Source organism: Amycolatopsis sp. CA-211722 (genome assembly GCF_056828465.1).
Genome location: NZ_CP184752.1, coordinates 103974 through 125383, shown reverse-complemented (window position 1 = coordinate 125383; position 21410 = coordinate 103974). Strand labels below are relative to the sequence as shown.

General features: G+C 69.0%; 20 protein-coding genes. 7 read left to right on the top strand and 13 right to left on the bottom strand.

What is annotated here, in order from left to right; all coding sequences use genetic code 11:
- Window positions 1–3 precede the first annotated feature (3 nt).
- Window positions 4–1440 carry a SpoIIE family protein phosphatase gene (locus ACOCEP_RS00555; protein ID WP_482335234.1) on the bottom strand — a complete coding sequence of 479 codons (1437 nt, stop codon included), beginning with the start codon at window positions 1438–1440 and terminating at the stop codon, window positions 4–6.
- A gap of 347 nt (window positions 1441–1787) precedes the next feature.
- Here ACOCEP_RS00555 and ACOCEP_RS00550 point away from each other — a divergent pair, with 347 nt between their 5' ends.
- The gene (locus ACOCEP_RS00550) at window positions 1788–2612 is read left to right on the top strand and encodes an ANTAR domain-containing protein (RefSeq protein WP_482335233.1); all 825 of its coding nucleotides are present in this window, start codon (window positions 1788–1790) and stop codon (window positions 2610–2612) included.
- Window positions 2613–2640: 28 nt separating this feature from the next.
- The gene (locus ACOCEP_RS00545; protein WP_482335232.1) at window positions 2641–3504 is read left to right on the top strand and encodes an alpha/beta fold hydrolase; all 864 of its coding nucleotides are present in this window, start codon (window positions 2641–2643) and stop codon (window positions 3502–3504) included.
- Window positions 3505–3541: 37 nt separating this feature from the next.
- Here ACOCEP_RS00545 and ACOCEP_RS00540 read toward each other — a convergent pair whose 3' ends face one another.
- From ACOCEP_RS00540 to ACOCEP_RS00520, 5 genes are all read right to left on the bottom strand, one after another.
- On the bottom strand, window positions 3542–3883 hold the full coding sequence (locus tag ACOCEP_RS00540) for a hypothetical protein (protein ID WP_482335231.1): 342 nt from the start codon (window positions 3881–3883) through the stop codon (window positions 3542–3544).
- 164 nt (window positions 3884–4047) lie between these two features.
- On the bottom strand, window positions 4048–5583 hold the full coding sequence (locus tag ACOCEP_RS00535; RefSeq protein WP_482335230.1) for an alkaline phosphatase D family protein: 1536 nt from the start codon (window positions 5581–5583) through the stop codon (window positions 4048–4050).
- Window positions 5584–5666: 83 nt separating this feature from the next.
- Window positions 5667–6629, bottom strand: a complete 963-nt coding sequence (locus ACOCEP_RS00530) for an NAD(P)-dependent alcohol dehydrogenase (protein ID WP_482335229.1) — start codon at window positions 6627–6629, stop codon at window positions 5667–5669.
- A 7-nt stretch (window positions 6630–6636) separates the two neighbouring features.
- The gene (locus ACOCEP_RS00525; RefSeq protein WP_126736070.1) at window positions 6637–6858 is read right to left on the bottom strand and encodes a helix-turn-helix transcriptional regulator; all 222 of its coding nucleotides are present in this window, start codon (window positions 6856–6858) and stop codon (window positions 6637–6639) included.
- Window positions 6852–7280: a hypothetical protein gene (locus ACOCEP_RS00520; protein ID WP_482335228.1), complete on the bottom strand. Its 429-nt coding sequence runs from the start codon at window positions 7278–7280 to the stop codon at window positions 6852–6854. Before ACOCEP_RS00520 ends, ACOCEP_RS00525 begins: the two co-directional genes overlap by 7 nt.
- Window positions 7281–7388: 108 nt before the next feature.
- Here ACOCEP_RS00520 and ACOCEP_RS00515 point away from each other — a divergent pair, with 108 nt between their 5' ends.
- Window positions 7389–8285, top strand: coding sequence for an LLM class flavin-dependent oxidoreductase (locus tag ACOCEP_RS00515; protein WP_482335227.1), 897 nt, complete (start codon window positions 7389–7391; stop codon window positions 8283–8285).
- A 176-nt stretch (window positions 8286–8461) separates the two neighbouring features.
- Here the strand turns inward: ACOCEP_RS00515 and ACOCEP_RS00510 are convergent, their stop codons facing one another.
- Window positions 8462–8848, bottom strand: coding sequence for a MarR family winged helix-turn-helix transcriptional regulator (locus ACOCEP_RS00510; RefSeq protein ID WP_126736066.1), 387 nt, complete (start codon window positions 8846–8848; stop codon window positions 8462–8464).
- An 86-nt stretch (window positions 8849–8934) separates the two neighbouring features.
- On the opposite strand from ACOCEP_RS00510, the gene ACOCEP_RS00505 reads away from it, so the two are divergent.
- On the top strand, window positions 8935–10392 hold the full coding sequence (locus ACOCEP_RS00505; RefSeq protein WP_482335226.1) for an MFS transporter: 1458 nt from the start codon (window positions 8935–8937) through the stop codon (window positions 10390–10392).
- 53 nt (window positions 10393–10445) lie between these two features.
- On the opposite strand, the gene ACOCEP_RS00500 is transcribed toward ACOCEP_RS00505, so the two are convergent.
- Window positions 10446–11696: a cytochrome P450 gene (locus tag ACOCEP_RS00500; RefSeq protein WP_482335225.1), complete on the bottom strand. Its 1251-nt coding sequence runs from the start codon at window positions 11694–11696 to the stop codon at window positions 10446–10448.
- A gap of 48 nt (window positions 11697–11744) precedes the next feature.
- Between ACOCEP_RS00500 and ACOCEP_RS00495 the strand changes: the two genes are divergently transcribed.
- Entirely contained in the window at window positions 11745–12473 is a 729-nt protein-coding gene (locus ACOCEP_RS00495) for an alpha/beta fold hydrolase (RefSeq protein ID WP_482335224.1), read from the top strand.
- Between the two features lie 54 nt (window positions 12474–12527).
- Here ACOCEP_RS00495 and pdxR read toward each other — a convergent pair whose 3' ends face one another.
- The 4 genes from pdxR to ACOCEP_RS00475 form a co-directional block, all read right to left on the bottom strand.
- Window positions 12528–13964: a MocR-like pyridoxine biosynthesis transcription factor PdxR gene (gene pdxR, locus ACOCEP_RS00490; protein ID WP_482335223.1), complete on the bottom strand. Its 1437-nt coding sequence runs from the start codon at window positions 13962–13964 to the stop codon at window positions 12528–12530.
- Between the two features lie 12 nt (window positions 13965–13976).
- Window positions 13977–17585, bottom strand: coding sequence for a methionine synthase (metH, locus tag ACOCEP_RS00485; RefSeq protein ID WP_482335222.1), 3609 nt, complete (start codon window positions 17583–17585; stop codon window positions 13977–13979).
- A gap of 237 nt (window positions 17586–17822) precedes the next feature.
- Window positions 17823–18215 carry a hypothetical protein gene (locus tag ACOCEP_RS00480; protein ID WP_482335221.1) on the bottom strand — a complete coding sequence of 131 codons (393 nt, stop codon included), beginning with the start codon at window positions 18213–18215 and terminating at the stop codon, window positions 17823–17825.
- A 43-nt stretch (window positions 18216–18258) separates the two neighbouring features.
- Window positions 18259–18933, bottom strand: coding sequence for a peptidylprolyl isomerase (locus ACOCEP_RS00475; protein ID WP_126736058.1), 675 nt, complete (start codon window positions 18931–18933; stop codon window positions 18259–18261).
- A 291-nt stretch (window positions 18934–19224) separates the two neighbouring features.
- Between ACOCEP_RS00475 and ACOCEP_RS00470 the strand changes: the two genes are divergently transcribed.
- Window positions 19225–19827, top strand: a complete 603-nt coding sequence (locus tag ACOCEP_RS00470) for a hypothetical protein (RefSeq protein WP_482335220.1) — start codon at window positions 19225–19227, stop codon at window positions 19825–19827.
- A gap of 12 nt (window positions 19828–19839) precedes the next feature.
- Here ACOCEP_RS00470 and ACOCEP_RS00465 read toward each other — a convergent pair whose 3' ends face one another.
- Window positions 19840–20109, bottom strand: coding sequence for a DUF2631 domain-containing protein (locus tag ACOCEP_RS00465; protein WP_034311011.1), 270 nt, complete (start codon window positions 20107–20109; stop codon window positions 19840–19842).
- Window positions 20110–20204: 95 nt separating this feature from the next.
- Between ACOCEP_RS00465 and dxr the strand changes: the two genes are divergently transcribed.
- Window positions 20205–21410, top strand: a complete 1206-nt coding sequence (gene dxr / locus ACOCEP_RS00460) for a 1-deoxy-D-xylulose-5-phosphate reductoisomerase (protein WP_482335219.1) — start codon at window positions 20205–20207, stop codon at window positions 21408–21410.

The window sequence follows — 21410 nt, the reverse complement described above, 5'->3', positions numbered from 1 at the left end:
GGTTCATCGCCCGCCTTGCCAGCGGGCGAGCAGCAGGCCGGCGTCACCGGTGAAACCGCCGCGGTAGTGGGATTTCGCCGCATCGAGTACGCGGCGGACGATTTCCGGTGGTATCTGGCCGGCTCCGCCGCCCAGGCTGCCGGCGAGCGCGAATCTTTCGCGATCGGCGGGGCGTGCGCTCGTGAGGGCTTCGGTGTGCAGGGCGAGGAGATCTCCGGCTCGGAGACGGGTGGTCGTGACAGGCCCGGGGCCGCCGTCACCGAACGGTGGCCGCCGCGCACTGTCCACTGTGGTCCGCTCGTGCCCGGTGCCGAGCACGAGCGGTGGCTCACCGCCCGCTTCGAGATGGCGCAGTGCGCCTCGGGTGAGGTCCACTTCGGCCAGCGTGCCGCGGACCGTGGTGCCGTCGCCGAACCGCGTCGAAAGCGCTTTGTCGACAGCGTCCTCCTGGCCGCGCAGATCCTGGCCTTCGCGACGGGCTGATCGATAGGCCGCGAGCGCCGCCGAGACCGCCAGGCCCGCGGCCCCGGTCTCCCGGCCCGCGTCGAAGATCGCCAGCCACGCCGTCGTTTCGGAGAGCGCGTAGTCGAAGGACACGCCGCGAACGTCGTAGGCAGGCTCGACGCCGCCGGCCACCATGAACTCGCCCGTCGTCGCCGTCAGCGGGGGCAGGTTCTGCCAGAGCAGCTCGGCGGTGGGGCCGCGCCATCTCCGGCGCCGGGGCGTGTCCAGGCCGTCGCCGTAGCGCATCGCGGCGGCGATGAGGTGGCCGGACAGCGACGCGAGCCACTGGCATTGGGCGCGCACGGCCGGGTCGTACAGGTCCGCACCGGTGGCGGTGCCGATCTCGAGCACGCCCATCCGCTCGTCGCCGTCCAGCAGCGGGGTCCACAACCGCGGCCCGCTCGGCTCCTCCGTCAGCACGGTGCCTGCTTGGCGGTAGGCCCGTCCGGCGGTACTGGCCTCGATGGGCAGCGGTCCCCAGCCGGGCGCGGTTCCGGCGGGGAGGGGGTGCAGCTGCCTCTGCTCGTAGTCGGCGAGATAGACCGTCAGCTCCAGGTCGAGTGCCCGGCCCGCGGTGGCGACGATCGCGGGCAGCCGCTCGGGAGAGACCCGCTTGGCGCCGTCGAGAAGTCCCACCAGCGCGGCCAGGAGCCCGCGAGGGCGGCTGCCGTCCCCGGCGTCGCGGCTGTACGGTGCCCGTCGCGCGCCGGAAAGCTCGTCGAGCCGCTCGTTGACCGCGTGGGCCACCATGTCCCGCTGGATTCTGGGCAAGGGGAGCGCTCCCCGCAGGTAGGCCGCCAAGTCGGCTTCGCTGACGTCACCGCCCAGCGCGAAATACCTCAGCCACAGCTGCTCCACGGTGAGGCCTGTGCGCGCGAAGCACTCGGCGATGATCCGTCGCTGCTCCGCGGCCTGGAGCGAGGACACAGTGCTCACCCCCGGGGTTCTCGGTGACACGGGCTCCGGGTACCACCGCGACGCGAGCTGAAACATGAGCCGGACCAGGTGGGTCGGCTCGGAATTACGCCAGGTGGCCGAACGGGGTGTCGCCGGTGTGGCCGGAAGACGCGATCCGGCGGAGGCCGAACGTGGGTCGCGGTAGGCCGGGTGATCGCATTCGGCTAAGGTCGGCTTCCGAAAGCGGTTCTGAGCGTTGAGAAGTTAGCGCCGATCCGCCGGTAACCGGGTTGGTTGCGGCGGTTGATGGTGCGCGCTCGGCGCCGGTTCCCGCCGGTGACTCCCGTGGTGCATCACGCCGATGTGCAGAAGTGGAGAGGCGGGCTTTGGCCGATGAATTCGACTGGCAGCAGGACAAGAACCGATTTGTCGAGGATGCCGGCGACGGCGACCTGCCGGTGACCTCCGAGAACGGCGCCCGGCTTCTCGCTGGGCCATTGGTCACCCAGTTCGTAGCCCTGACCAGGGCGTTGCTGGATTCCGGTTCGATCGCGGCCGTACTCGAACGGGTGGTCTTCGCGACGCGCGACCTGGTGCCGGGCGCGGATCTGGTCAGCGTCACCCTCCTCGATCCCGACGGACGGTTCCACACGCCGGTGAGGACCGACGGGATCGCCGGCGAACTGGATCAGCTGCAGTATCAGTACGGCGAAGGTGCTTGCGTCGAGGCGGCGCGGGTTTCGGGGCCGGCGGCGGCGTTCAGCGACAATCTGGCGGAAGACGCCCGGTGGCCGCGCTTCGGTCCCGCCGCCGCGGCACTCGGGTTCCACTCGCTGGTCTCGACGGCTCTCCTGCCGGAGGCGTCGAGTTCGCAGCCTTCCGGGGCGCTGAACGTCTATTCGCGAAGCCCGCACGGCATCGCCAAGGCCGACCGTGACGTGCTGCTGCTTCTGGCGACGCACGCGTCACTGGCCTTGGCGACGACCCACGCGGTCACGCGCGGCCAGCTCCAGGAGGAGCAGCTCCAGCAAGCACTGGACAGTCGCGACGCGATCGGGCAGGCCAAGGGCATCCTGATGGCACGGCGCGGGATCGACGCCGCGGAGGCGTTCGAGGTGCTGCGGCACACGTCACAGAACATGAACGTCAAACTCCGCGAACTGGCGGAGATGCTGTCCAAACGGCATACGGAACTGCAACTGCCCGACTGATCGGGTGGACGCCACTACGATCACGCTCATGGGTTTCGGCGAGCTGGAGTTGTCGCGGACGTTCGAGTGGCGTGGCCGTTCGGTGGCGTGGGAACGACTCGGCGAAGGCGCCCCGGTGGTGCTGTGTCACGGGACACCGTGGTCGGCGCAATTGTGGGCGCCTTTCGCGCGAGCGCTCAGCGCGGAGTTCGCCGTCCACGTCTGGGACATGCCGGGGTACGGCCGGTCGTCGAAGGACCCCGGCCATGCCGTCGATCTCGGGACACAGGGCGAGCTTTTCGCCGATCTGCTCGAGTATTGGGGGTTGGCCGCTCCGCACGTGGTCGCCCACGACTACGGCGGGGCCGTTTCCCTGCGCGCGAAGCTGCTGCACGGCGCGGAGTACGCCTCGCTCGCCCTCGTGGACGTCGTCGCGCTGCGGCCGTGGGGTTCGGAATTCTTCCGGCTCGTCGCGGAGAACGCCGCGGTCTTCCAGGCACAGCCCCCGGTGGTGCACAGGGGAGCGCTGGAGTCCTACATCGGGACGGCCTCCCATCGTGGTCTCACCGGCGCGCAACTGGCCACGCTGACCGCGCCGTGGCTGGACGCGGACGGGCAACGCGCCTTCTACCGGCAGATCGCCGAGGCGGACGTCCGGTACACCGACGAGATCCAGGACCGTTATCCGGAGCTGGCGCTGCCGGTGAAGGTGATCTGGGGCGCGGACGACACGTGGATCCCGCTGGACCGGGCCGAACGGCTCGCCGAAGCGATTCCCGGCGCCCTCCTGGACGTCATTCCCGAGGCCGGACATCTGATCCAGTACGACGCACCGGTCGAACTGGCCTTTTCCCTGCATCGGTGGCTCACCGCGGAAGTGGACCGGTGGGGACCAGCCGGGAGCGGACGCTGAACGGCGCCGCCAAGATCAACATCGTTTCATTCGGATATTAGAAGTCGTCTACGTGATATCCGGCCACGTACGCGCTCGAAAGCAGGGCGCCGTGACATTCCGCGGTCGACGGCCCGAAACCGACCGGGACCCAATGTCCGACGGTGTACCAATAGGAGGATCCGGACGCGCAGTGGGCGACCACCCGGTAGGTCTCCGAGTGTCTCGGCAGCGCGAAGCAGGTCAGGGAAATGCCCTCGCCGAAGAGGATTCCGTAGCGATCACCGTTGCAACCGTAGGGTGGGAACTCGCCTTCGGTCGCCGCGGAGGCCGGCGTGGCGGCCAGGAATACGGCCGCCGAAAAGGCGGCCATGACTAAAGCGGCGATTTTCTTCTTCATTGAATTCTCCCGCGGCTCGTTCCCAATGGAATGCCAAGGTTAGCCGCACGGAAGAATTGTCGTGAATTCATCGGGCAGGTGAAACGAGAACGCGTGCGGTGAACCGCGCTGCTCCGAAAGAGCGTCGCTCGCCCCTCTTCTGAGTTCGCGGCTCCCCTTTTGGCCTAGCGTCGCCGGTACTGCGCCGGAGACGTGATGGTGGAGCGGTCCTCGTACGATCCGGGCCTGCCGCGGTCGACGTGGAACGTGGTCAGGGTGCTCACCGGGGAACGCGGGTCGCGCCGGTCGCCGATCACCCGCATATGGGTACTCCAGCGGCGCGGGGTGACCTCGTAGACGTCGTAGCCGTACCGGTTGCCCTCGAAGTACTTGAGATGCGGGTTCGCCGCGCCCATCTTCGGCCCGTTCGTGGCGTTCCACTCGGGGGAGTAGGCGCCGGAGCTGACCGAATGCGCGGTGAACTCCGTGCCGATCACCGGGGTGGACGGATCCGCGAAGTCCGGGCGGATGTCGTCGACGAACGCGGAATGCCAGTCGCCGGTGATCACCACGAGGTCCTCGAGGCCACTCTGGGCCACGTGGGTCAGCACTTCCTTGCGCTCGGCGAGGAAACCGTCCCATTGGTCCGTGAACATGTAGCCGCCGCCGGGCTTCGCGAGCTGGCTCAGCATGATCGAGTTCACCCAGCAGTGCCACGCCTCGCCCGCGCCGGTCACCTGGTCCTTGAGCCACGCCTTCTGGTCGGCGCCGAGGATCGTGCCGTCGGGCAGGTTCTGCGCCGACCGGTACTGCCTGAGGTCCAGAATGGACAGATCGAGGAGGTCGCCCCAGCGCCGCTGCCGGTGGATCCTTGGTGTGGAGGGGTGGTCGGGGCGGACGGGCATGTGCTCGTACCAGGCCTGGTACGCCGCCGAGCGCCGCGCCCGCAAGGACGGGGTGGTGCCGCTGTAGTCGTTGACGACTTCGTGATCGTCCCAGGTGATGAACCACGGATGGGCGGCGTGGGCGTCCCGCAGCGAGGGATCGGATTTGTAGAGCGCGTGCCGCCGCCGGTACGCCGGCAGGGTGAGCACCTCGGGGCCCTCGTGATCGCGCAGCGGGTTCCCGCCGACCTGACCGTGCTCGTAGACGTAGTCACCGAGGTGGACGACGAAATCCAGCTCTTCCCGCGCGATTCCGGCGTGCGCCGCGTAGAACCCGTCGTGGAACGCCTGGCAGTTCGCCGAGGCGAACCGCACCCGCCGCACCGGCCCGACCGGCGCGGTGCGGGTGCGGCCGATCCGGCTGACCTTGCCGAGCGCGTGGAAGCGGTAGTAGTACTGAGAGCCCGGTTCCAGCCCGGACACGGGGACGTGCACGCTGTGCCCGAGCCCCGCGGTGGCGGCCGTCGTCCCGTGCGCCACGCGGCGCCGGAACCCGCGGTCGGTGGCGACCTCCCAAGCGACCTCGACGGTGTCGTCCAGCGGCTGCTCGAACTCCATCGGCTTCGGCGCGAGCCTGGTCCAGAGCGCGACGCCGTACGGGACCGGGTCGCCGGACGCGACTCCGAGGGTGAACGGCGCTTCGTCCCAGGTGGCGCCCAGCGCCGCTGCGGCCTCTTCGGCCTGCGCGACCGTCATCCGCGAGCTCAACGGCCAGGCCAGCCCCAGCGCACCGGCGGTGGCGGCGCCTCGCAACAGGTCCCGGCGGTTGACGGACATCGGTGGTCTCCTCGGCACTCGGCGGATCGCTCTCCGACACCGAACACTGCCAAGATGGCCGGAGTCCGACGTGGGGGAGAACATCAGACGGTGATGACGACCTTGCCGCGCGCGTGTCCCTCGCGGACGTAGCGGATGGCCTCGGGTACCTCGGCCAGCGCGTAGACACGGTCGATGACCGGCGTCAGCTTCTCCGCTTCGATGAGCGCCCGCAGCGTCTGGAGATCGTCTTGTTTCTCCGTCGAGAACAGCCCGCGCAGCTTCTGCTTCACGAACGGCCTGAGGAGCAGCGCCCGTACGTTGCGCCCCACCGCGCCGATCCACTTCCCCTCGCTCTCGCCGCCGACGAGGACGAGAGTGCCTTGCGGGGTAAGGGCCTTCCGTAACGCGGCCAATGGCCGGCTGCCCGCGGTGTCGAGGATGAGGTCGTAACCGCCGCCGAAATCCTCGCGGGTGTAGTCGAAAACGCGGTTCGCGCCGAGTGAGCGGACAAGATCGACCTTGGCCGTGCCGCATACGCCGTCCACCTCGGCGCCGAACGCCTTGGCGATCTGCACCGCGAAGGTGCCGACGCCGCCACCGGCGCCGATGACCAGGACCTTCTGCCGGGGCGCGAGCCGGCCTCTGTCCCGAAGGGCTTGGAGCGCGGTGAAAGCGGAGATGGGCACAGCCGCCGCTTCGCCGAAGCCGAGCCGCTCGGGCTTCCGGGCGATCTTGTCCACTGTGGTCAGTGCGTACTCCGCGAACGAACCTTGGCAGGTACCGAAAACCTCGTCGCCCGACCGGTACCGGGTCACGCCGTCGCCGACAGTGTGGACCACGCCGGCGAAGTCCAGCCCGCGGACGCGGGCCTTCGGTCTCCGCACGCCGAAACCCATCAGCCGCACCAAGTACGGCGTGCCCTCCATGAGGTGCCAGACCCCGGGATCGACCGCGGCCGCCCGGATCCGCACGACCACACCGTCCGGTCCGGCTTCGGGTTCGGGCAGATCGGTCAGGGTCAGGACGTCGGTGGTGCCGTACTCGTTCTGGGCGATCGCCTTCACGGTGGCCTCATTCCTGGTCTGGGTACTGGAAAACGTCGTCGAGCGCGACGCCGAACACCCTGGCGATCCGGAAGGCCATCTCCAGGGACGGCGAGTAGCGGCCCTGTTCGATGGCGATCACCGTCTGGCGGGTGGCGCCGATCCGGTCCGCGAGTTCCGCCTGGGTCATCTCGCCTTTCGCGAACCGCAGGGCGCGGATGGAGTTCGTGACCTTGGTCGGTTTCACCATGCCTGGAATCCCCAGCGGTAGGCGGCGATCTTCGCGATCGAGCCGAGCAGGGAGGACAGGACGAAGGCGAGGTACACGGTGTTGGCGATCCAGAAGTGGTCCAGTTCCGCCATCGCCATGACGAGCGCGGCGACACCGCCGATGACGACGAACGACTGCCCGACGTACTCGCCGAACCGGCCGATCTCGCGGTCACGTTGGTCCTTGCGGCCGGCGTCACGCGGTGAGGTGATCGCGGCGGCGATGTTCAGCACGATCGACGCCACGATGGCCGCGCCGATCGTCCACAGCAACGGTGCCACGTAAGGGATATCGACGAGCGAGCCGGAGCCCGCCCGCCGGAGGACGACGATCAGGTACGCGGCATAGCCGAAAACCGTGACCACCACCATGATCCACGCGCGTTTCTCTTCCATCGCCACGAGGCCCAAGGTAAAGAGTTCTAGACATCATGTCAAATATTCTTTACTTCGACTCCGGCAAGTAGTTCGTGATACAAATAGTATGTACTGCGAACTGGAGGAGTTGTGATGACACTGTTCGGCTTCGGGCTCGAAACCGGGGTCGGCGAGGTGGAGGACCTTCTGCGGCACGCCGAACAGGCCGACCGCGCGGGTCTCGACCTGGTCAGCCTGTCCGACCACCCGTACTTCGCCGACCGGCTCGACGCCTACGCGGCGCTGGGCGTGATCCTCGGCCGGACGTCGCGGGTCACCGCCGCGGTCAACGTGACCAACCTCCCGAGTCGCCCGGCACCGATGCTGGCGAGGACGATCACGTCGCTTTCGGCGCTCTCCGGTGGCCGGGTCGCGCTCGGCATCGGCGCGGGCGGGCTCTGGCGGGAGATCACCAAACTCGGTGTCGGGCACCGGACGCCCGCCGAGGCCGTCCGGGCGATGGGTGAGGCGATCGCCCTGATCAAGGCGCTTTCCGGTGGCGGCGCACCGGTGACCTTCGAGGGCGAGTTCTATTCCGTCGACGGTCTGGTGCCGGCGGCCGCGGCCGCATCCCCGGTCTGGACCGGCGCCGTCGGGCCCAAATCCCTCGCGGTGACCGGAAGACTCGCCGACGGCTGGATCCCAGGACATGCCGCGGACTGGCTGAGCCCGCGGTTCGCCGAGTCCCGTCCGGTGATCGACCAGGCCGCCGTCGACGCGGGCCGCGACCCTGGCGAGATCGCCACCATCTACAACTTCCCTGGCCGCATAACGGAAAAGCCCACGCCGTCGCCGCGGGACGACAAGGGGCGGTGGATCGGCGGGTCGCCGGGGCAGTGGGTCGAGGAACTGGTCACGGCGGTGCGCGACCACGACGCCGCGGGGTTCATCTATTTCCCGGTCGAAGACGGGACCACCACTGACAGCGCGCTCGGCCGCTGGGGGAACGAGGTCGTCCCGGCTGTCCGCGAGGAGCTGTCCCGGGGTTGACCATGGTCGCCGTCACCAGCCCCGGTAGTCACAGCGACCGCGCGTGAAGGACCCCTTGCCTCGGCTCAGTCGAGGAAACTCGACCTTCACCCCTTCTCAAGTACGTGAAGGCCCCCTTCACTGCGCTAGACGCAATGAAGGGGGCCTTCACGTACTTGAGAAGCGGAGGCTTGAGGTCAGGCTTCGACGGTGAGGGTCTCTTCGAGGGTCGCCCGGTGCGTCGGCTTCGCCTCTTCGTAGCGACGGCGCCCCTCGTCGGTCACGACGACGAAGATCCCGCGCCGGTCCGACTCGCAGAGCGCGCGCTGGACGAGCCCTTCGCGCTCGAGGCGGGCGACGAGCCGTGAGGTGGCGCTCTGGCTCAGGTGGACGACCTCGGTCAGGTCGGCCGCGCGGCATTTGCCGACCACGCAGGTCACCAGTCGTTCCAGGGCTTCGAACTCGGTGACACCGAGGCCGTGGCGCTCCTGGAGGCGGCACTCGAGGCGGCCGAAGACCGCCGCATGCCGGGCGGACAGTTCGCGCCACTCCTGCAGCAGGTCTTGTTCGGCGACGTCGCTCACGCGGCCCAAGATAGCATGCACGTGAATTTTATGCAAAGTCATTTAATGCACTTGCATTAGATGCGCGTGCATGTACTGTACGGATCATGAGTTCTTCCGTGCAGCTGTCCACCAGCTCGACAAGGTGGGACGCGCGCCTCTGGGGTGTCCTGCTCACTGTGTCCGTTGTCGTCGGCCTCGACGCGCTCGACGTGTCGATGGTCGCCGTCGCCCTTCCGTCCATCCAGGCCGACATCGGCCTCTCCACCGGTGCCCTGCAGTGGATCATCAGCGCCTACGTGCTCGGCTACGGCGGCCTGCTGCTCCTTGGCGGCCGCACCGCCGACCTGCTGGGCAGGCGCCGGGTCTTCCTCGTCGCCGTCGCGGTCTTCGCGCTCGCTTCCCTGCTCGGCGGCCTCGTCGACGACGGCGCGCTGCTGATCGCCACCCGCTTCATCAAGGGTCTCGCCGCCGCGTTCACCGCGCCGGCCGCGTTGTCCATCATCACCACGACGTTCCACGAAGGCCCCGCCCGCAACAGGGCGATCAGCATCTTCGCCGTCTTCGGTGCCAGCGGTTACTCCGCGGGCCTCGTCTTCTCCGGTCTGCTCACCGAGGTGGGCTGGCGCTGGACGTTCCTGCTGCCGGTGCCGATCGCGCTCGCCGCGCTGGTCGCCGCGATCAAGCTGATCCCGTCCTACTCGCCGCAGACCGGTGGCGGCTACGACTTCCCCGGCGCGATCACCGGTGCCGCCGGTTCGCTCCTGCTGGTCTTCGCCGTGGTCGAGGCGCCGGAGATCGGCTGGGCCGCGCCGCGGACGCTGATCTCGTTCGCCCTCGCGCTCGCCCTGCTCGCCACCTTCGTGTTCATCGAGAAGCGCAGCAAGCACCCGCTGCTCCGGCTCGGCATCCTGCGCTCCGGCCCGCTGGCCCGCGCCAACCTCGGTGGCGCGACGTTCTTCGGCGCCTACATCGGTTTCCAGTTCGTCGTCATGCTGTACCTGCAAAACGTGCTGCACTGGTCCGCGCTGCAGACCGCGCTCGGATTCCTGCCCGCCGCGCTGATCGTGGCCTTCGGGTCCCCTCGGATCGAGCCGCTGATCGACCGGCTCGGTACCCCGCGCACGATCCTCGCCGGTGTCGTCGCCCACGTCATCGGGTACGCGCTGTTCCTGCGGATCGACGAGAGCTCCAGCTACGCCGGTTCGGTGCTGCCGAGCATGATCCTGCTGGGCATCGGCTTCATGCTGGCGTTCTCCTCGCTGAACATCCAGGCGACCAACGGCATCTCCGACGACGAGCAGGGGCTCGCCGGCGGGCTGCTGAACACGTCGATCCAGGTCGGCGGCGCGATCGGGCTCGCCGTGGTGACCGCGGTCCTGACCGGCAACTCGGGCGGGGCCACCGGCCCGGCGGCACTGCTGAACGGCCTGGCCCCCGCGCTGACCGTCGTCACCGGCATCGCCGTGGTCAGTGTCCTGGTGGCGCTGTCCGGAGTCGTCGGCCTGCGCAAGGCCGAAGCCCGCTCGACCATCGCCGAACCGGAGTACGCCGCCGCCGAATGACCAAGGGGGTGCGGTGCCCCTTCCCGCGCTCGGGGGCGGGAAGGGGCACCGTGCTACCAGCGGATCGGCAGGGATTTCAGCCCGTTCTGGAAGTTCGACCGCAACCGCACCGGTTCACCGGCGAGTTCGGCCTCGCCGAGGTGGTCCAGCACCGCTTCGAACATCGCGCGCAGCTGTACCCGCGCCAGCTGGGCGCCGAGGCAGAAATGCGGTCCGTGCCCGAAGGTCAGGTGGTCGTTGGGAGTGCGGGTGACATCGAAGCGGTCCGGCTCCTCGAAAACGGTCTCGTCGCGGTTCGCGGCGGAGAACCAGACGACCACCTTCTCGCCCGCGCGGATGTCCACATCGGACAGAACGACGTCCTCGGTCGCGGTCCGGCGGAAGTGCATGACCGGCGTCCACCAGCGCAGCATCTCTTCCACCGCACCGGGAAGCAGGGAACGGTCGGCCAGCAGCCGCCGGTACTGATCCGGATGCGACAGCAACGCCAGCATCCCGCCGGGGATGCCGTTGCGCAGCGTTTCGTTGCCCGCCACGGAAAACAGCCAGAACAGGTTCTCGAACTCCGCGATCGAGACCCTGCCACCGTCTTCCACGTGACCCATCAGGTTGCTCATCACGTCTTCGCCGGGATGGTGCCGCTTGTACTCGCCGAGCGCGGTGGCGTACGCGTAGAGATCCGGCATTCCCTCGCGCGTGCGAGGATCGGGCATCGACCCGTCCGGTCCCGGCACCGGCCGGACCGCCAGCGCCGCCCGCGCGAGATCGGTGACCTCGGCCGCCTCGACGGTCGCGCTCACCGCGTAATCGGCGTCCTGGTAGCCGATCACGCGATTGCTCCAGTCGTACATCAGCCGCCGGTCCTGTTCGGGGATCCCGAAGACCTCGGCGAGCGTCAGCAACGGGAGATCGGCCGAGATCGCGGCGAAGTCGCACTCGCCGTCGGCCTTGACCCCGGCGATCAACTCCCTGGCCCAGCCCTGGATCCGCTCGGTCAGCCTGCCGACCGCACGCGGCGTGAACGCCTTCGTGAGCAGGCCACGCAGCCGGGCATGCTCGGGCGGATCCATGTTGAGCATCATCCGGCGGACGTAACCGAGGTCCCGCTCGGTCGCCGGGTCCCGGATCTGTGTCCCGCCGAGGTGTGACGAGAACTGCTTCGGGTTCTTCAGCACGTGCTTGACGTCCGAATGCCGCAGCACGGCCCAGAAATCGTCCACGCGCACGACCGGCGACTCCCGGCGCAGTGCCGCGAGGTGCTCGTACGGCACGCCTCGGGTGTACACGTCCGGATCGGTGATCACGGCGTCGACACTAGCCCGCGCACCGGGGACTGCGGAAAGATCCGTCCGGTGGACAAGCTGAAGATGCGCACCGCCGGAACCGAAGGCCCCGCCGTGCTCCTGTTGCACGGCCTCGGCGCGACGGGCGCGGTCTGGGACGGCCTGATGTTGCAACCCGGCTACCGCTGGCTGGCGCCCGACCTGCCCGGTCACGGGGCTTCACCGCACTCGACGCATTACTCCTTCGGTGGCCTGGCCGCGGCGGTCGCCGACGTGCTCCCGGAACGCGGCCCTCTGCTGGTGATCGGCCACTCCCTGGGCGGCGTGGTCGGGCTCGCGCTGGCCAGCGGGTGGTTCGGGCTCCGGGTCGACGGGTTGCTCGCGGTGGGGGTCAAGGTCGAATGGAGCGAGTCCGACCTCGCGAAGGCCGCCGACATGGCGGCGAAACCGCCCAGGGTGTTCACGGCCCGCGAGGACGCCGAACGAGCCTTCCTCAAGATCGCCGGGTTGACCGGTCTGGCCGAAGCGGATCCCGACGGCGTCGTCGAAACCGAGGGTGGCTGGAGGCTGGCCCTGGACCCTCGCGCGTTCGCCGTCGGTGCTCCCGACATGCCCGGCCTGCTCGGCGCGGCGCGCTGCCCGGTCGCCCTCGCCGCCGGCGAGCACGACCCGATGAGCCGCCCCGAACAGCTTCGCGCGCTCAGCGAGGCTTCCGCCGAACTTCCCGGGCTGGGCCACAACGCCCACGTCGAAGACCCGGCCGTACTCCTGGCCTTCCTCGCGCAATTCGTCCTCTAGTTGCGGTAGTTCGCCGTCGAACCACCGCAACTAGAGGACGAAACGCGGTGGTGGCTAGCGCCCGATCTTGCCCAGGGTGGCGATGCCCTCGGCGATGTCACTCGCCGGGCTCGCCCCGTAACCGAGGACGAGACCCGGATTCATCGGCCGCTGACAGTGCCACGACAGCGGCTGCACCTTCACGCCTTGCTCCAGCGCGGCGGCGGCGAAGTCGAGATCGGAGAACTCCGCGTCGAAGGTGATCGTCAGGTGCAGCCCGGCGGCGGCGCCGTGCACCACGGCGTCCGGGAGATGCGTCCGGAGCGCGTCGATCATCGCGTCACGCCGGCGGCGATGCCGCTTGCGCACGAACCGCAGCTGCCGCTCCATCTCGCCGGACTCCATCAGATGCGCGAGCACCAGCTGCGGGAGAACGGCGTTGCCCAGGTCGGCGAACCGTTTGGCCGCCACCACCTCGTCCCGGTACCGCGGCGGGACCAGCATCCAGCCCACCCGGAGCGCGGGCGCGAGCCACTTCGACACGCTGCCCGCGTAACAGACCTGTTCGGCGAGCATCGAGCGCAGCGCGGGGACGGGCGGACGGTCGTAGCGGTGCTCGGCGTCGTAGTCGTCCTCGATGATCAGCCCGCCGTCCGCGGCCCAGCGCATGAGTTCGCGACGGCGTTCCCCGCCGAGCACGACCCCGGTCGGGAACTGGTGCGCGGGCGTGAGCAGCACGGCGGGCGCGCCGCTGCGCACGAGCTCGGCGACGTCCACCCCGTCTTCGTCGACCCGGATCGGCGGCGTCGCCAGCCGCCGGTCGTGCAGATGCTGCCGCGCGCCCAGGGAACTCGGATCCTCGACGGCGATCTCGGAGATCCCGTTGTCGGCCAGCACCTGGGCCAGCAGCCCGAGACCCTGCGCGACACCGGCCACGATCAGCACGTCGTCGGCGTCGGCGGTGATGCCGCGGGTGCGGGCGATCCAGTGCGCGATCGCGAGCCGCAGCGCGGGCGCGCCCCGCGGATCGCCGTAGCCGAAGTCCGCCGCCGAGAGATCGTTGAGCACCGTGCGTTCGGCACGGAGCCAGGCCGTTCGCGGAAACGCCGTCAGATCCGGCACGCCGGGGGACAGGTCGATCCGCGCGGGGGTCGACCGCAGCGAGTCGAAGACGCCGATCCCGGGCGCGGGCCGGAAGATCGTGCCCGCGGCCGGGGGACCGGACGTCGTCTGCTCCTTGGTCCTCGCCGGTGCCGCGACGACCACCGTGCCCGCGCGGCCGCGTCCGGCGACGTGCCCGTCCTCGACCAGCCGCTGGTAGGCCTCGGTGACCACGCCACGCGAGACACGCAGGTCCGCGGCCAGCGCCCTGGTCGCGGGCAGCCTGCTGCCGACCGGCAGACGGCCGTCGGAGATGGCGTGCCGCAACCGCGACGCCAGCCAGTCCGACCGGCGCCCCGGCGGAGCGTCCCCGATGTCCAGCTGCAGGAAGTCCGAGCCCTCGGCAGTCACGCGGTCATTGTGTCATTCAGGCTCGTAGGCGAGGTTCGGGCGCAGCCACTGCTCCACAGTGGACAGTTCGACGCCGCGGCGGGCCGCGTAGTCCTCGACCTGGTCCTTGCCGAGCCGTCCGACGGTGAAGTACCGCGAATCGGGGTGGGCGAAGATCAGGCCGCTGACGCTCGCCGCCGGCGTCATCGCGAACGACTCCGTCAGCGCCATGCCGAAACTGCCCGCGTCCAGCAGATCGAACAGCTCCTGCTTTTCGCTGTGGTCCGGGCTCGCCGGGTACCCCAGCGCAGGGCGGATGCCGCGGAACTTCTCGGCGTGCAGGTCCTCCAGCTTCGGCTCGGCGTCCGGTTCGAACCACTCCCGTCGCGCCTGGAGGTGCAGATGCTCGGCGAACGCCTCGGCGAGCCGGTCCGCGAGGGCCTTCACCATGATGGCGCGGTAGTCGTCCTGCTTCGCCTCGAACTCCGCCGCGAAGTCCTCGGCGCCGAGGATGGTGACCGCGAAGCCGCCGAGGTGATCGCCCGCGCCCGCCGGGGCGATGTAGTCGGACAGGCAGCGGTTGGGCCGCGACAGCGGTTTCTTGGTCTGCTGGCGCAGCATCGGGAACTTGACGCCCGACTCCAGGACGATGTCGTCGCCCTCGGAATGCGCCGGCCAGAACGCGTACGCGCCCTTGGCCTGGAACCGCTCTTCGGCGATGATCTGGTCCATCAGGGTGTTCGCGTCGTCGAACAGCTCCCGCGCCACCGGGTTGTCCAGGATCGCCGGGTACTTGCCCTTCAGCTCCCAAGCCAGGAACAGGAAGGTCCAGTCGATCATCTCGCGCAGCTCGGTAAGCGACGGCGAGACGTACCTGACGCCGGTGAACGCGGGCGTCGGGATGTCGTCGAAGGAGACCTTCTCCGGGTTCGCCCTCGCCTCCTCGACCGTCAGCAACGGCGTCCGCTGCTTGTTCGCGTGCTGGACGCGCAGCTCTTCCTGGTCCTCGCGGTTCTTCTTGTCGAGGATTTCGGCGCGATCCGCGTCGAGCAGGTCGCCGACGACGCCGACGACGCGGGAGGCGTCGAGGACGTGCACGGTCGTGTGTTCGTACGCGGGCGCGATGCGGACCGCGGTGTGCTGGCGCGACGTGGTCGCGCCGCCGATCAGCAGCGGCAGCTTCAGCCCGCGCCGCTCCATTTCGGCGGCGACGTTGACCATCTCGTCCAGCGACGGTGTGATCAGGCCCGAAAGCCCGATGGCGTCGGCGCCTTCGGAGACGGCGGTGTCCAGGATGACCGAGGCCGGAACCATCACGCCGAGGTCGATCACCTCGTAGTTGTTGCAGCCGAGGACGACGCCGACGATGTTCTTGCCGATGTCGTGCACGTCGCCCTTGACCGTCGCCAGGACGACCTTCCCGTTGCCCTGGCGGGTTTCGATCCGGCCTTCGAGGCGCGCCTTCTCCTTCTCGGCCTCCATGAACGGTTCGAGGTAGGCCACCGACCGCTTCATCACGCGCGCGCTCTTGACCACCTGCGGCAGGAACATCTTGCCGGACCCGAACAGGTCGCCGACGATCTTCATGCCGTCCATCAGCGGGCCTTCGATGACCTCCAGCGGTCGCGGCAGCTTCTGGCGCGCTTCCTCGGTGTCCTCTTCGATGTAGTCGACGATGCCGTGCACCAGCGCGTGGCTCAGCCGTGCCTCGACCGTGTTCTCGCGCCAGGAGAGGTCGACCGTGCGCTTGGTTCCCTTGCCGTTGACCGTTTCCGCGAACGTGACCAGCCTGTCGGTGGCGTCCTCGCGGCGGTCGAAGAGCACGTCCTCGACCAGCTCCAGCAAGTCCTTGGGGATGTCCTCGTAGACCGCGAGCTGCCCGGCGTTGACGATGCCCATGTCCAGCCCGGCGCGCACCGCGTGCAGCAGGAAGGCCGAGTGCATCGCCTCGCGCACGACGTTGTTGCCGCGGAAGGAGAAGGAGAGGTTCGAAATACCGCCGCTGATGTGCACGCCGGGGCAGCGTTCCTTGATCCGCGGCAGCGCGTCGATGAACGCCTTGGCGTACCCGTTGTGCTCGGAGATACCGGTCGCGACCGCGAGCACGTTCGGGTCGAAGATGATGTCCTCGGCGACGAAACCGGCCTGCTGCGTCAGCAGGTCGTAAGCGCGGGCGCAGATTTCGACCTTCCGGTCGGCGGTGTCGGCCTGGCCCTGCTCGTCGAAGGCCATCACGACCACGCCCGCGCCGTAGTCGCGGATGCGCCGGGCCTGCTGGAGGAACTGCTCTTCACCCTCCTTGAGGCTGATGGAGTTGACGACTCCCTTGCCCTGCACGCATTTCAGCCCGGCCTCGAGCACCGTCCAGCGTGAGCTGTCGATCATGATCGGCAGCCGGGCGACCTCGGGTTCGGTGGCGATGAGGTTCAGGAACGTGGTCATCGCCTTTTCGCTGTCGAGCAGGTCGGCGTCCATGTTGACGTCCAGCAGGTTCGCCCCGCCGCGGACCTGCTCCAGCGCGACGTCGACGGCGGCCTGGTGGTCGTCGGCCTCGATCAGCTTGCGGAACTTGGCGGATCCGGTGACGTTGGTCCGCTCGCCGATCATGACGAACCCGGTGTCCTTGCCGATCTCGAACGGCTCGAGCCCGCTGAACCGGGTGTGCGGCTGCGGGGCCGGGACGTGCCGCGGCGCCATCCCGCGGACGGCGTCGGCGATCCCCTTGATGTGCGCGGGGGTCGTGCCGCAGCAGCCGCCGACGACGTTGACCATCCCGGCCGTGGCGAAGTCGCCGAGCAGCCCGCCGGTCTCCTCGGGCGTCTGGTCGTAGCCGCCGAACGCGTTCGGCAGGCCCGCGTTCGGGTGACAGGCGGTGTACGTGCCCGCGAGGCGGGACAGTTCGGCGATATGCGGGCGCATCTCCTCGGCACCCAGCGAACAGTTGACGCCGACGAGCAGCGGATCCGCGTGCTCGATGGAGCTCCAGAACGCCTCGACCGTCTGCCCGGACAGCGTCCGGCCGCTCAGGTCGACGATCGTCACCGAGATCCACAGCGGCAGATGCGGCGCGACGTCGCGGGCGGCGGCGATGGCGGCCTTGCAGTTGAGCGTGTCGAAGATCGTCTCGATGAGCAGCAGGTCTACGCCGCCCTCGGCGAGCGCCTTGATCTGGTCGGCGTACGCGGCGTACACCTCGTCGAAGGTGACCGCGCGGAACGCCGGGTCCTCGACCTTGGGCGACAGCGACAACGTGACGTTCAGCGGGCCGACCGATCCGGCGACGAACTTCCCGCCCGCCGCGTCCGCCGCCTCGCGGGCGATCTGGGCGCCGCGGAGGTTCATCTCGTACGCGAGGTGCTCGAGCCCGTAGTCCGCCTGGCCGATCGTGGTGGCGGTGAACGTGTTCGTGGTCGTGATGTCCGCGCCGGCGTCCAGATACTGGCGGTGGATGTCGAGCACGACGTCCGGGCGGGTGATGTTCAGCAGGTCGGGGTCGCCGGTGATGTCACGAGGGTGGTCCTGGAACCGCTCGGTGCGGTAGTCCTCTGGCTTGAGACCGGCGTTCTGGAGCATCGACCCCCAGGCCCCGTCGAGCACGACGATGCGCTCATCCAGCAGCTTTCGCAGGGCGGTCGTTTCCATCCAGCGCTCCTCCCATGTCGTGGGAGGCGCCCTTGCGGTGAAGTCCGGGGCCGAGCGTGGCGGACCCGGCGGTCCGTTGCAGCGCCTCTCGACCTTGGTGCCCAAGACTACCGGATCAGGACAAGGGCACTTCGCCTGAATTGCGCACCTGCTGGCCGGGACGGTTTCGGCTTCCCGCATCGTGAGAGCAGTCAAGGGGCGGGAAGCGCTTCGTCGCGAGGAACTACTCGTCCTCGTCTACGCGCTGATGCTGAAGGTGACCCCGACTCGCCCTTTCGGGACTTCGCCGTGGTTGGCGATCCACTGGCCCGCGGAGGTGAAGCTGATCGACAGCTCGGGAAGGCCGGTACGGCCGCGAAACAGGTAGCCGCGGCTCGGCGTGAGCGAAATTTGGTGCGGCGAAACGTACCCGGCGGAACGGGCGGCGTCGAGCACGGTTCCAGCCGCGGAGCCGTCCGGGTCCGGACGGAGCGAGACGATCACCAGGCTGATGGGCGAGCCCATGATCCCCGAACCGCCGCTGAACTCCTCGGCGAGTACTTCGCCTGTTCTCGCACAGATTTCGTCCGCCAGTGACGAAAGGCGTGATCGGACCGCATTCTCGTGGCGGCGCTCGCCGAACCAGATCATGAAAGATCCGTCTCCAGAACGGTGACCCGCTCGGTATGTGAACTCAGAAACCCACAGTCGCCTTCTGGATCTTCACCGGCTTCGCGGGCAGGCCGTCGGCAGGCCCGTTCGGATCGGTCGGGATGATGCCGTTCGCCACGATCCGGTCCAGCACCTCCATACCGCGCACGACCTTGCCCATCACCGAGTAGTTCTTCGGGATGTTCGCGAACGAGTGCACGATGAAGAATTCGCTGCCGTTGGTGCCGGGGCCTTGGTTGCCCATGGCGATGGTGCCGCGTTCGTAGGTCTCGGTGCCGTCGACCTCGTCCGGGAACTTGTAGCCCGGCCCGCCCTTCTCGGCTTCGTAGATGTCGCCGCACTGAAGGACGCCGAGGCGCGACGAGTTCGTGAGGCGCCAGCACTGGCTGTGGTCGTAGAAGCGCTGGAGCGCCAGGCTCGCCAGGTTGTGGACGGCGCACGGAGCGGCGCCGGCGCGGTTCAGGCGCACGGTCACCGGGCCGTAGTTGAAGCGGAAGGTGACGTCGACGGTGCCGCGCGTGAACGCGAAGGGGAGCGGGCGCAGGACCGGGCGGGCGGCGGGGTTTTCCGGTGTCGGGGTGAACTCGCAGCGCACGATCGGCAGGGACGCCGGGGCGGGCGCGGCGGTGGCCACGCCGGGCAGCAGGACGGCGGCGAGAGCGGAAACGACAGCGGTGACACCCCAGCGCAGCTTCATGAGGGGGAACCTAACCCAAAAGGATGGTCGTCGGGTAGCCGTTCACGTGGGCGCGCTGCCTTGCGTCGGTCCGTGAAGGCCTCCTTGCCTACCCTGAAGGTAGTGAAGGAGGCCTTCACGTCGCGGCAGCCACAAAGGTTGCGCGTGAAGGACCCCTTCCCACGGCTCAGCCGAGGAAACTCGACCTTCACACCTTCATGTACCGCCGGAGGGAACCGCCGCGGTCCAGGTGGTCGTGACCGCCGATTCGGGCTAGAACACGAATCGCCCCTCAAGATCACCTGGAGCCGCATGTTCACCGCCGCGTACCTCGCCCTCTCCCTCGTTCTCCTCCCGCCCACCGAGATCCGCCCGGACCAGGTCGAACACACCGCCCTGCCCTGCGTCCAGACGGGCGCGTCGACCGACGACGGAGACGCCGCCAAGAGCCTCAACCAGCAGCTCACCACCAAGATGCGCGGCTACATGAACCCGTACAACACCTCGTGCGCCAGAGTGATCGTCGAGACCGTCCAGAGATCGGGGCTCAACGATCGCGCCGCGGCCATCGCGATCGCCACGGTGATCGTCGAGTCGAGTATCGCCAACCTCGACGGCGGCCTCGGCGACTCGGTCGGGCTCTTCCAGCAGCGCGCGAGCTGGGGGAGTTTCGAGCAGCGGACGGACCCGGTCTGGGCGACCGGCCGGTTCCTCGCCGTGATGAGGCAGTTCTACCCGAACGACTCCTGGAACAACGTCGCCATCGGCGAGGTCGCAGCGGTCGTCCAGCGGCCGGCGGCGAAGTACCGGCATCGCTACGGGGTCGAGGCGGGCGACGCGGTCAGGATCGTCGGCGAGCTGTGGTCTCAGAACGGCCAATGGCCCCTGCCCACGAAGGTGGACAGGGGCCATTGAGCTGTGAAGAAGTTACTTGCGCCAGGCCGTGCGCTGCTTGCGGATGTCCAGCACGAGGCCGAACACGAGCAGCAGGGACAGGCCGATCAGCCACAGGTTCTCGGTCCAGCCGTGGTGGTTGCCGTACAGCATCACCAGCAGGATGATCGCGCTCAGCCAGCCCGCGATCCGCGTCGCCTTCGGGAAGGAACCGTGCCAGCCCCACTCGGCCGACGGCTCGTCGCGGGGGTCGACGGTGTCGACGCCCACCCGGCCGCGCTTTTCGACCGCTTTGCTCGCCACGATCAACTCCTCAAAACCCGATGGTCCGCTTGCCCGCGAATGATCCCACACCTGGCTGCACGCGCCCGACGGGCCCCAAGCGACAATGAGCCCCGATGACTACCTCGCGAAGTGTGCTCGTGCTCGGTTCGACCGGATCGGTCGGCGCCCAGGCCCTCGACGTCGCGGCCCGTAACCCGGAGCTGTTCCGGGTCGCCGGGATCGCCGCGGGCGGCTCCGACCCCGCCGCGCTGGCCGCCCAGGCCCTGGCGCACCAGGTCGACGCCGTCGCCATCAGCAGGCCGACGGCCGTGGAAGACCTGCAGCTCGCGCTGTACGCCGAGGCGCAGAAGCGCGGCTACAACCGCGGCGACTTCAAGCTGCCGCGCATCTTCGCCGGGGCCGACGCGGTCGTCGAGATGATCGACGCCACCCCGGTCGACGTCGTGCTCAACGCGCTGCCGGGCTCCCAGGGGCTCCCGCCGACCCTGCGCGCGCTCGCCACCGGGGCGACGCTCGCGCTGGCCAACAAGGAGTCGCTGATCGCGGGAGGGCCGCTGGTCCTGGCCGCGGCCAAGCCCGGCCAGCTGGTCCCGGTCGACTCCGAGCACTCCGCGATCGCGCAGGCCTTGCGCGCCGGCCGCGAGTCCGAGGTCGCCCGGCTGGTGCTCACCGCCTCGGGCGGTCCGTTCCGCGGGCGCAAGCGCGAGGAGCTGGCGGACGTCACGGTCGAGCAGGCGATGGCGCATCCGACCTGGTCGATGGGCCCGCTCATCACGATCAACTCGTCCACCCTGGTCAACAAGGGGCTGGAGCTGATCGAGGCGAAGCTCCTGTTCGACATCGAGACCGACCGCATCGACGTGGTCGTCCACCCGCAGTCGATCATCCACTCGATGGTGACCTTCGTGGACGGCTCGACGATCGCCCAGGCCAGCCCGCCCGACATGCGGCTGCCGATCGCGCTGGCGCTGCACTGGCCGGACCGCGTGCCCGGCGCCGCGGCCGCGTGCGTCTGGGACCAGCCCGCGAGCTGGACCTTCGAGCCGCTGGACAACGACGCGTTTCCCGCCGTCGAGCTGGCGAGGCACGCCGGAACCGTGGGCGGCTGCGTCCCGGCGGTCTACAACGCGGCGAACGAGGAGCTGGTGGCCGCCTTCCTGGCACAGAACACCGGCTTCACCTCGATTGTGGACACTATTGCCCAGGTGGTGGAAGCCGCCGACGAATGGCGTCGCGAACCTCGCGACGTGGATGACGTACTTGCTGCCGAGCGCTGGGCTCGCGCGCGTGCCGGTGCGCTGATCGGTAAGGGGAAGTAG

What these genes read in the sequence shown, in the direction of transcription:
- ACOCEP_RS00545 (WP_482335232.1), top strand. Translation starts at nt 2,641, where the DNA reads ATGGGTTTCGGCGAGCTGGAGTTGTCGCGGACGTTCGAGTGGCGTGGC.
- ACOCEP_RS00540 (WP_482335231.1), bottom strand. Translation starts at nt 3,883, where the DNA reads ATGAAGAAGAAAATCGCCGCTTTAGTCATGGCCGCCTTTTCGGCGGCC.
- ACOCEP_RS00535 (WP_482335230.1), bottom strand. Translation starts at nt 5,583, where the DNA reads ATGTCCGTCAACCGCCGGGACCTGTTGCGAGGCGCCGCCACCGCCGGT.
- ACOCEP_RS00525 (WP_126736070.1), bottom strand. Translation starts at nt 6,858, where the DNA reads ATGGTGAAACCGACCAAGGTCACGAACTCCATCCGCGCCCTGCGGTTC.
- ACOCEP_RS00515 (WP_482335227.1), top strand. Translation starts at nt 7,389, where the DNA reads ATGACACTGTTCGGCTTCGGGCTCGAAACCGGGGTCGGCGAGGTGGAG.
- ACOCEP_RS00505 (WP_482335226.1), top strand. Translation starts at nt 8,935, where the DNA reads ATGAGTTCTTCCGTGCAGCTGTCCACCAGCTCGACAAGGTGGGACGCG.
- metH (WP_482335222.1), bottom strand. Translation starts at nt 17,585, where the DNA reads ATGGAAACGACCGCCCTGCGAAAGCTGCTGGATGAGCGCATCGTCGTG.
- ACOCEP_RS00480 (WP_482335221.1), bottom strand. Translation starts at nt 18,215, where the DNA reads ATGATCTGGTTCGGCGAGCGCCGCCACGAGAATGCGGTCCGATCACGC.
- ACOCEP_RS00475 (WP_126736058.1), bottom strand. Translation starts at nt 18,933, where the DNA reads ATGAAGCTGCGCTGGGGTGTCACCGCTGTCGTTTCCGCTCTCGCCGCC.
- ACOCEP_RS00470 (WP_482335220.1), top strand. Translation starts at nt 19,225, where the DNA reads ATGTTCACCGCCGCGTACCTCGCCCTCTCCCTCGTTCTCCTCCCGCCC.
- dxr (WP_482335219.1), top strand. Translation starts at nt 20,205, where the DNA reads ATGACTACCTCGCGAAGTGTGCTCGTGCTCGGTTCGACCGGATCGGTC.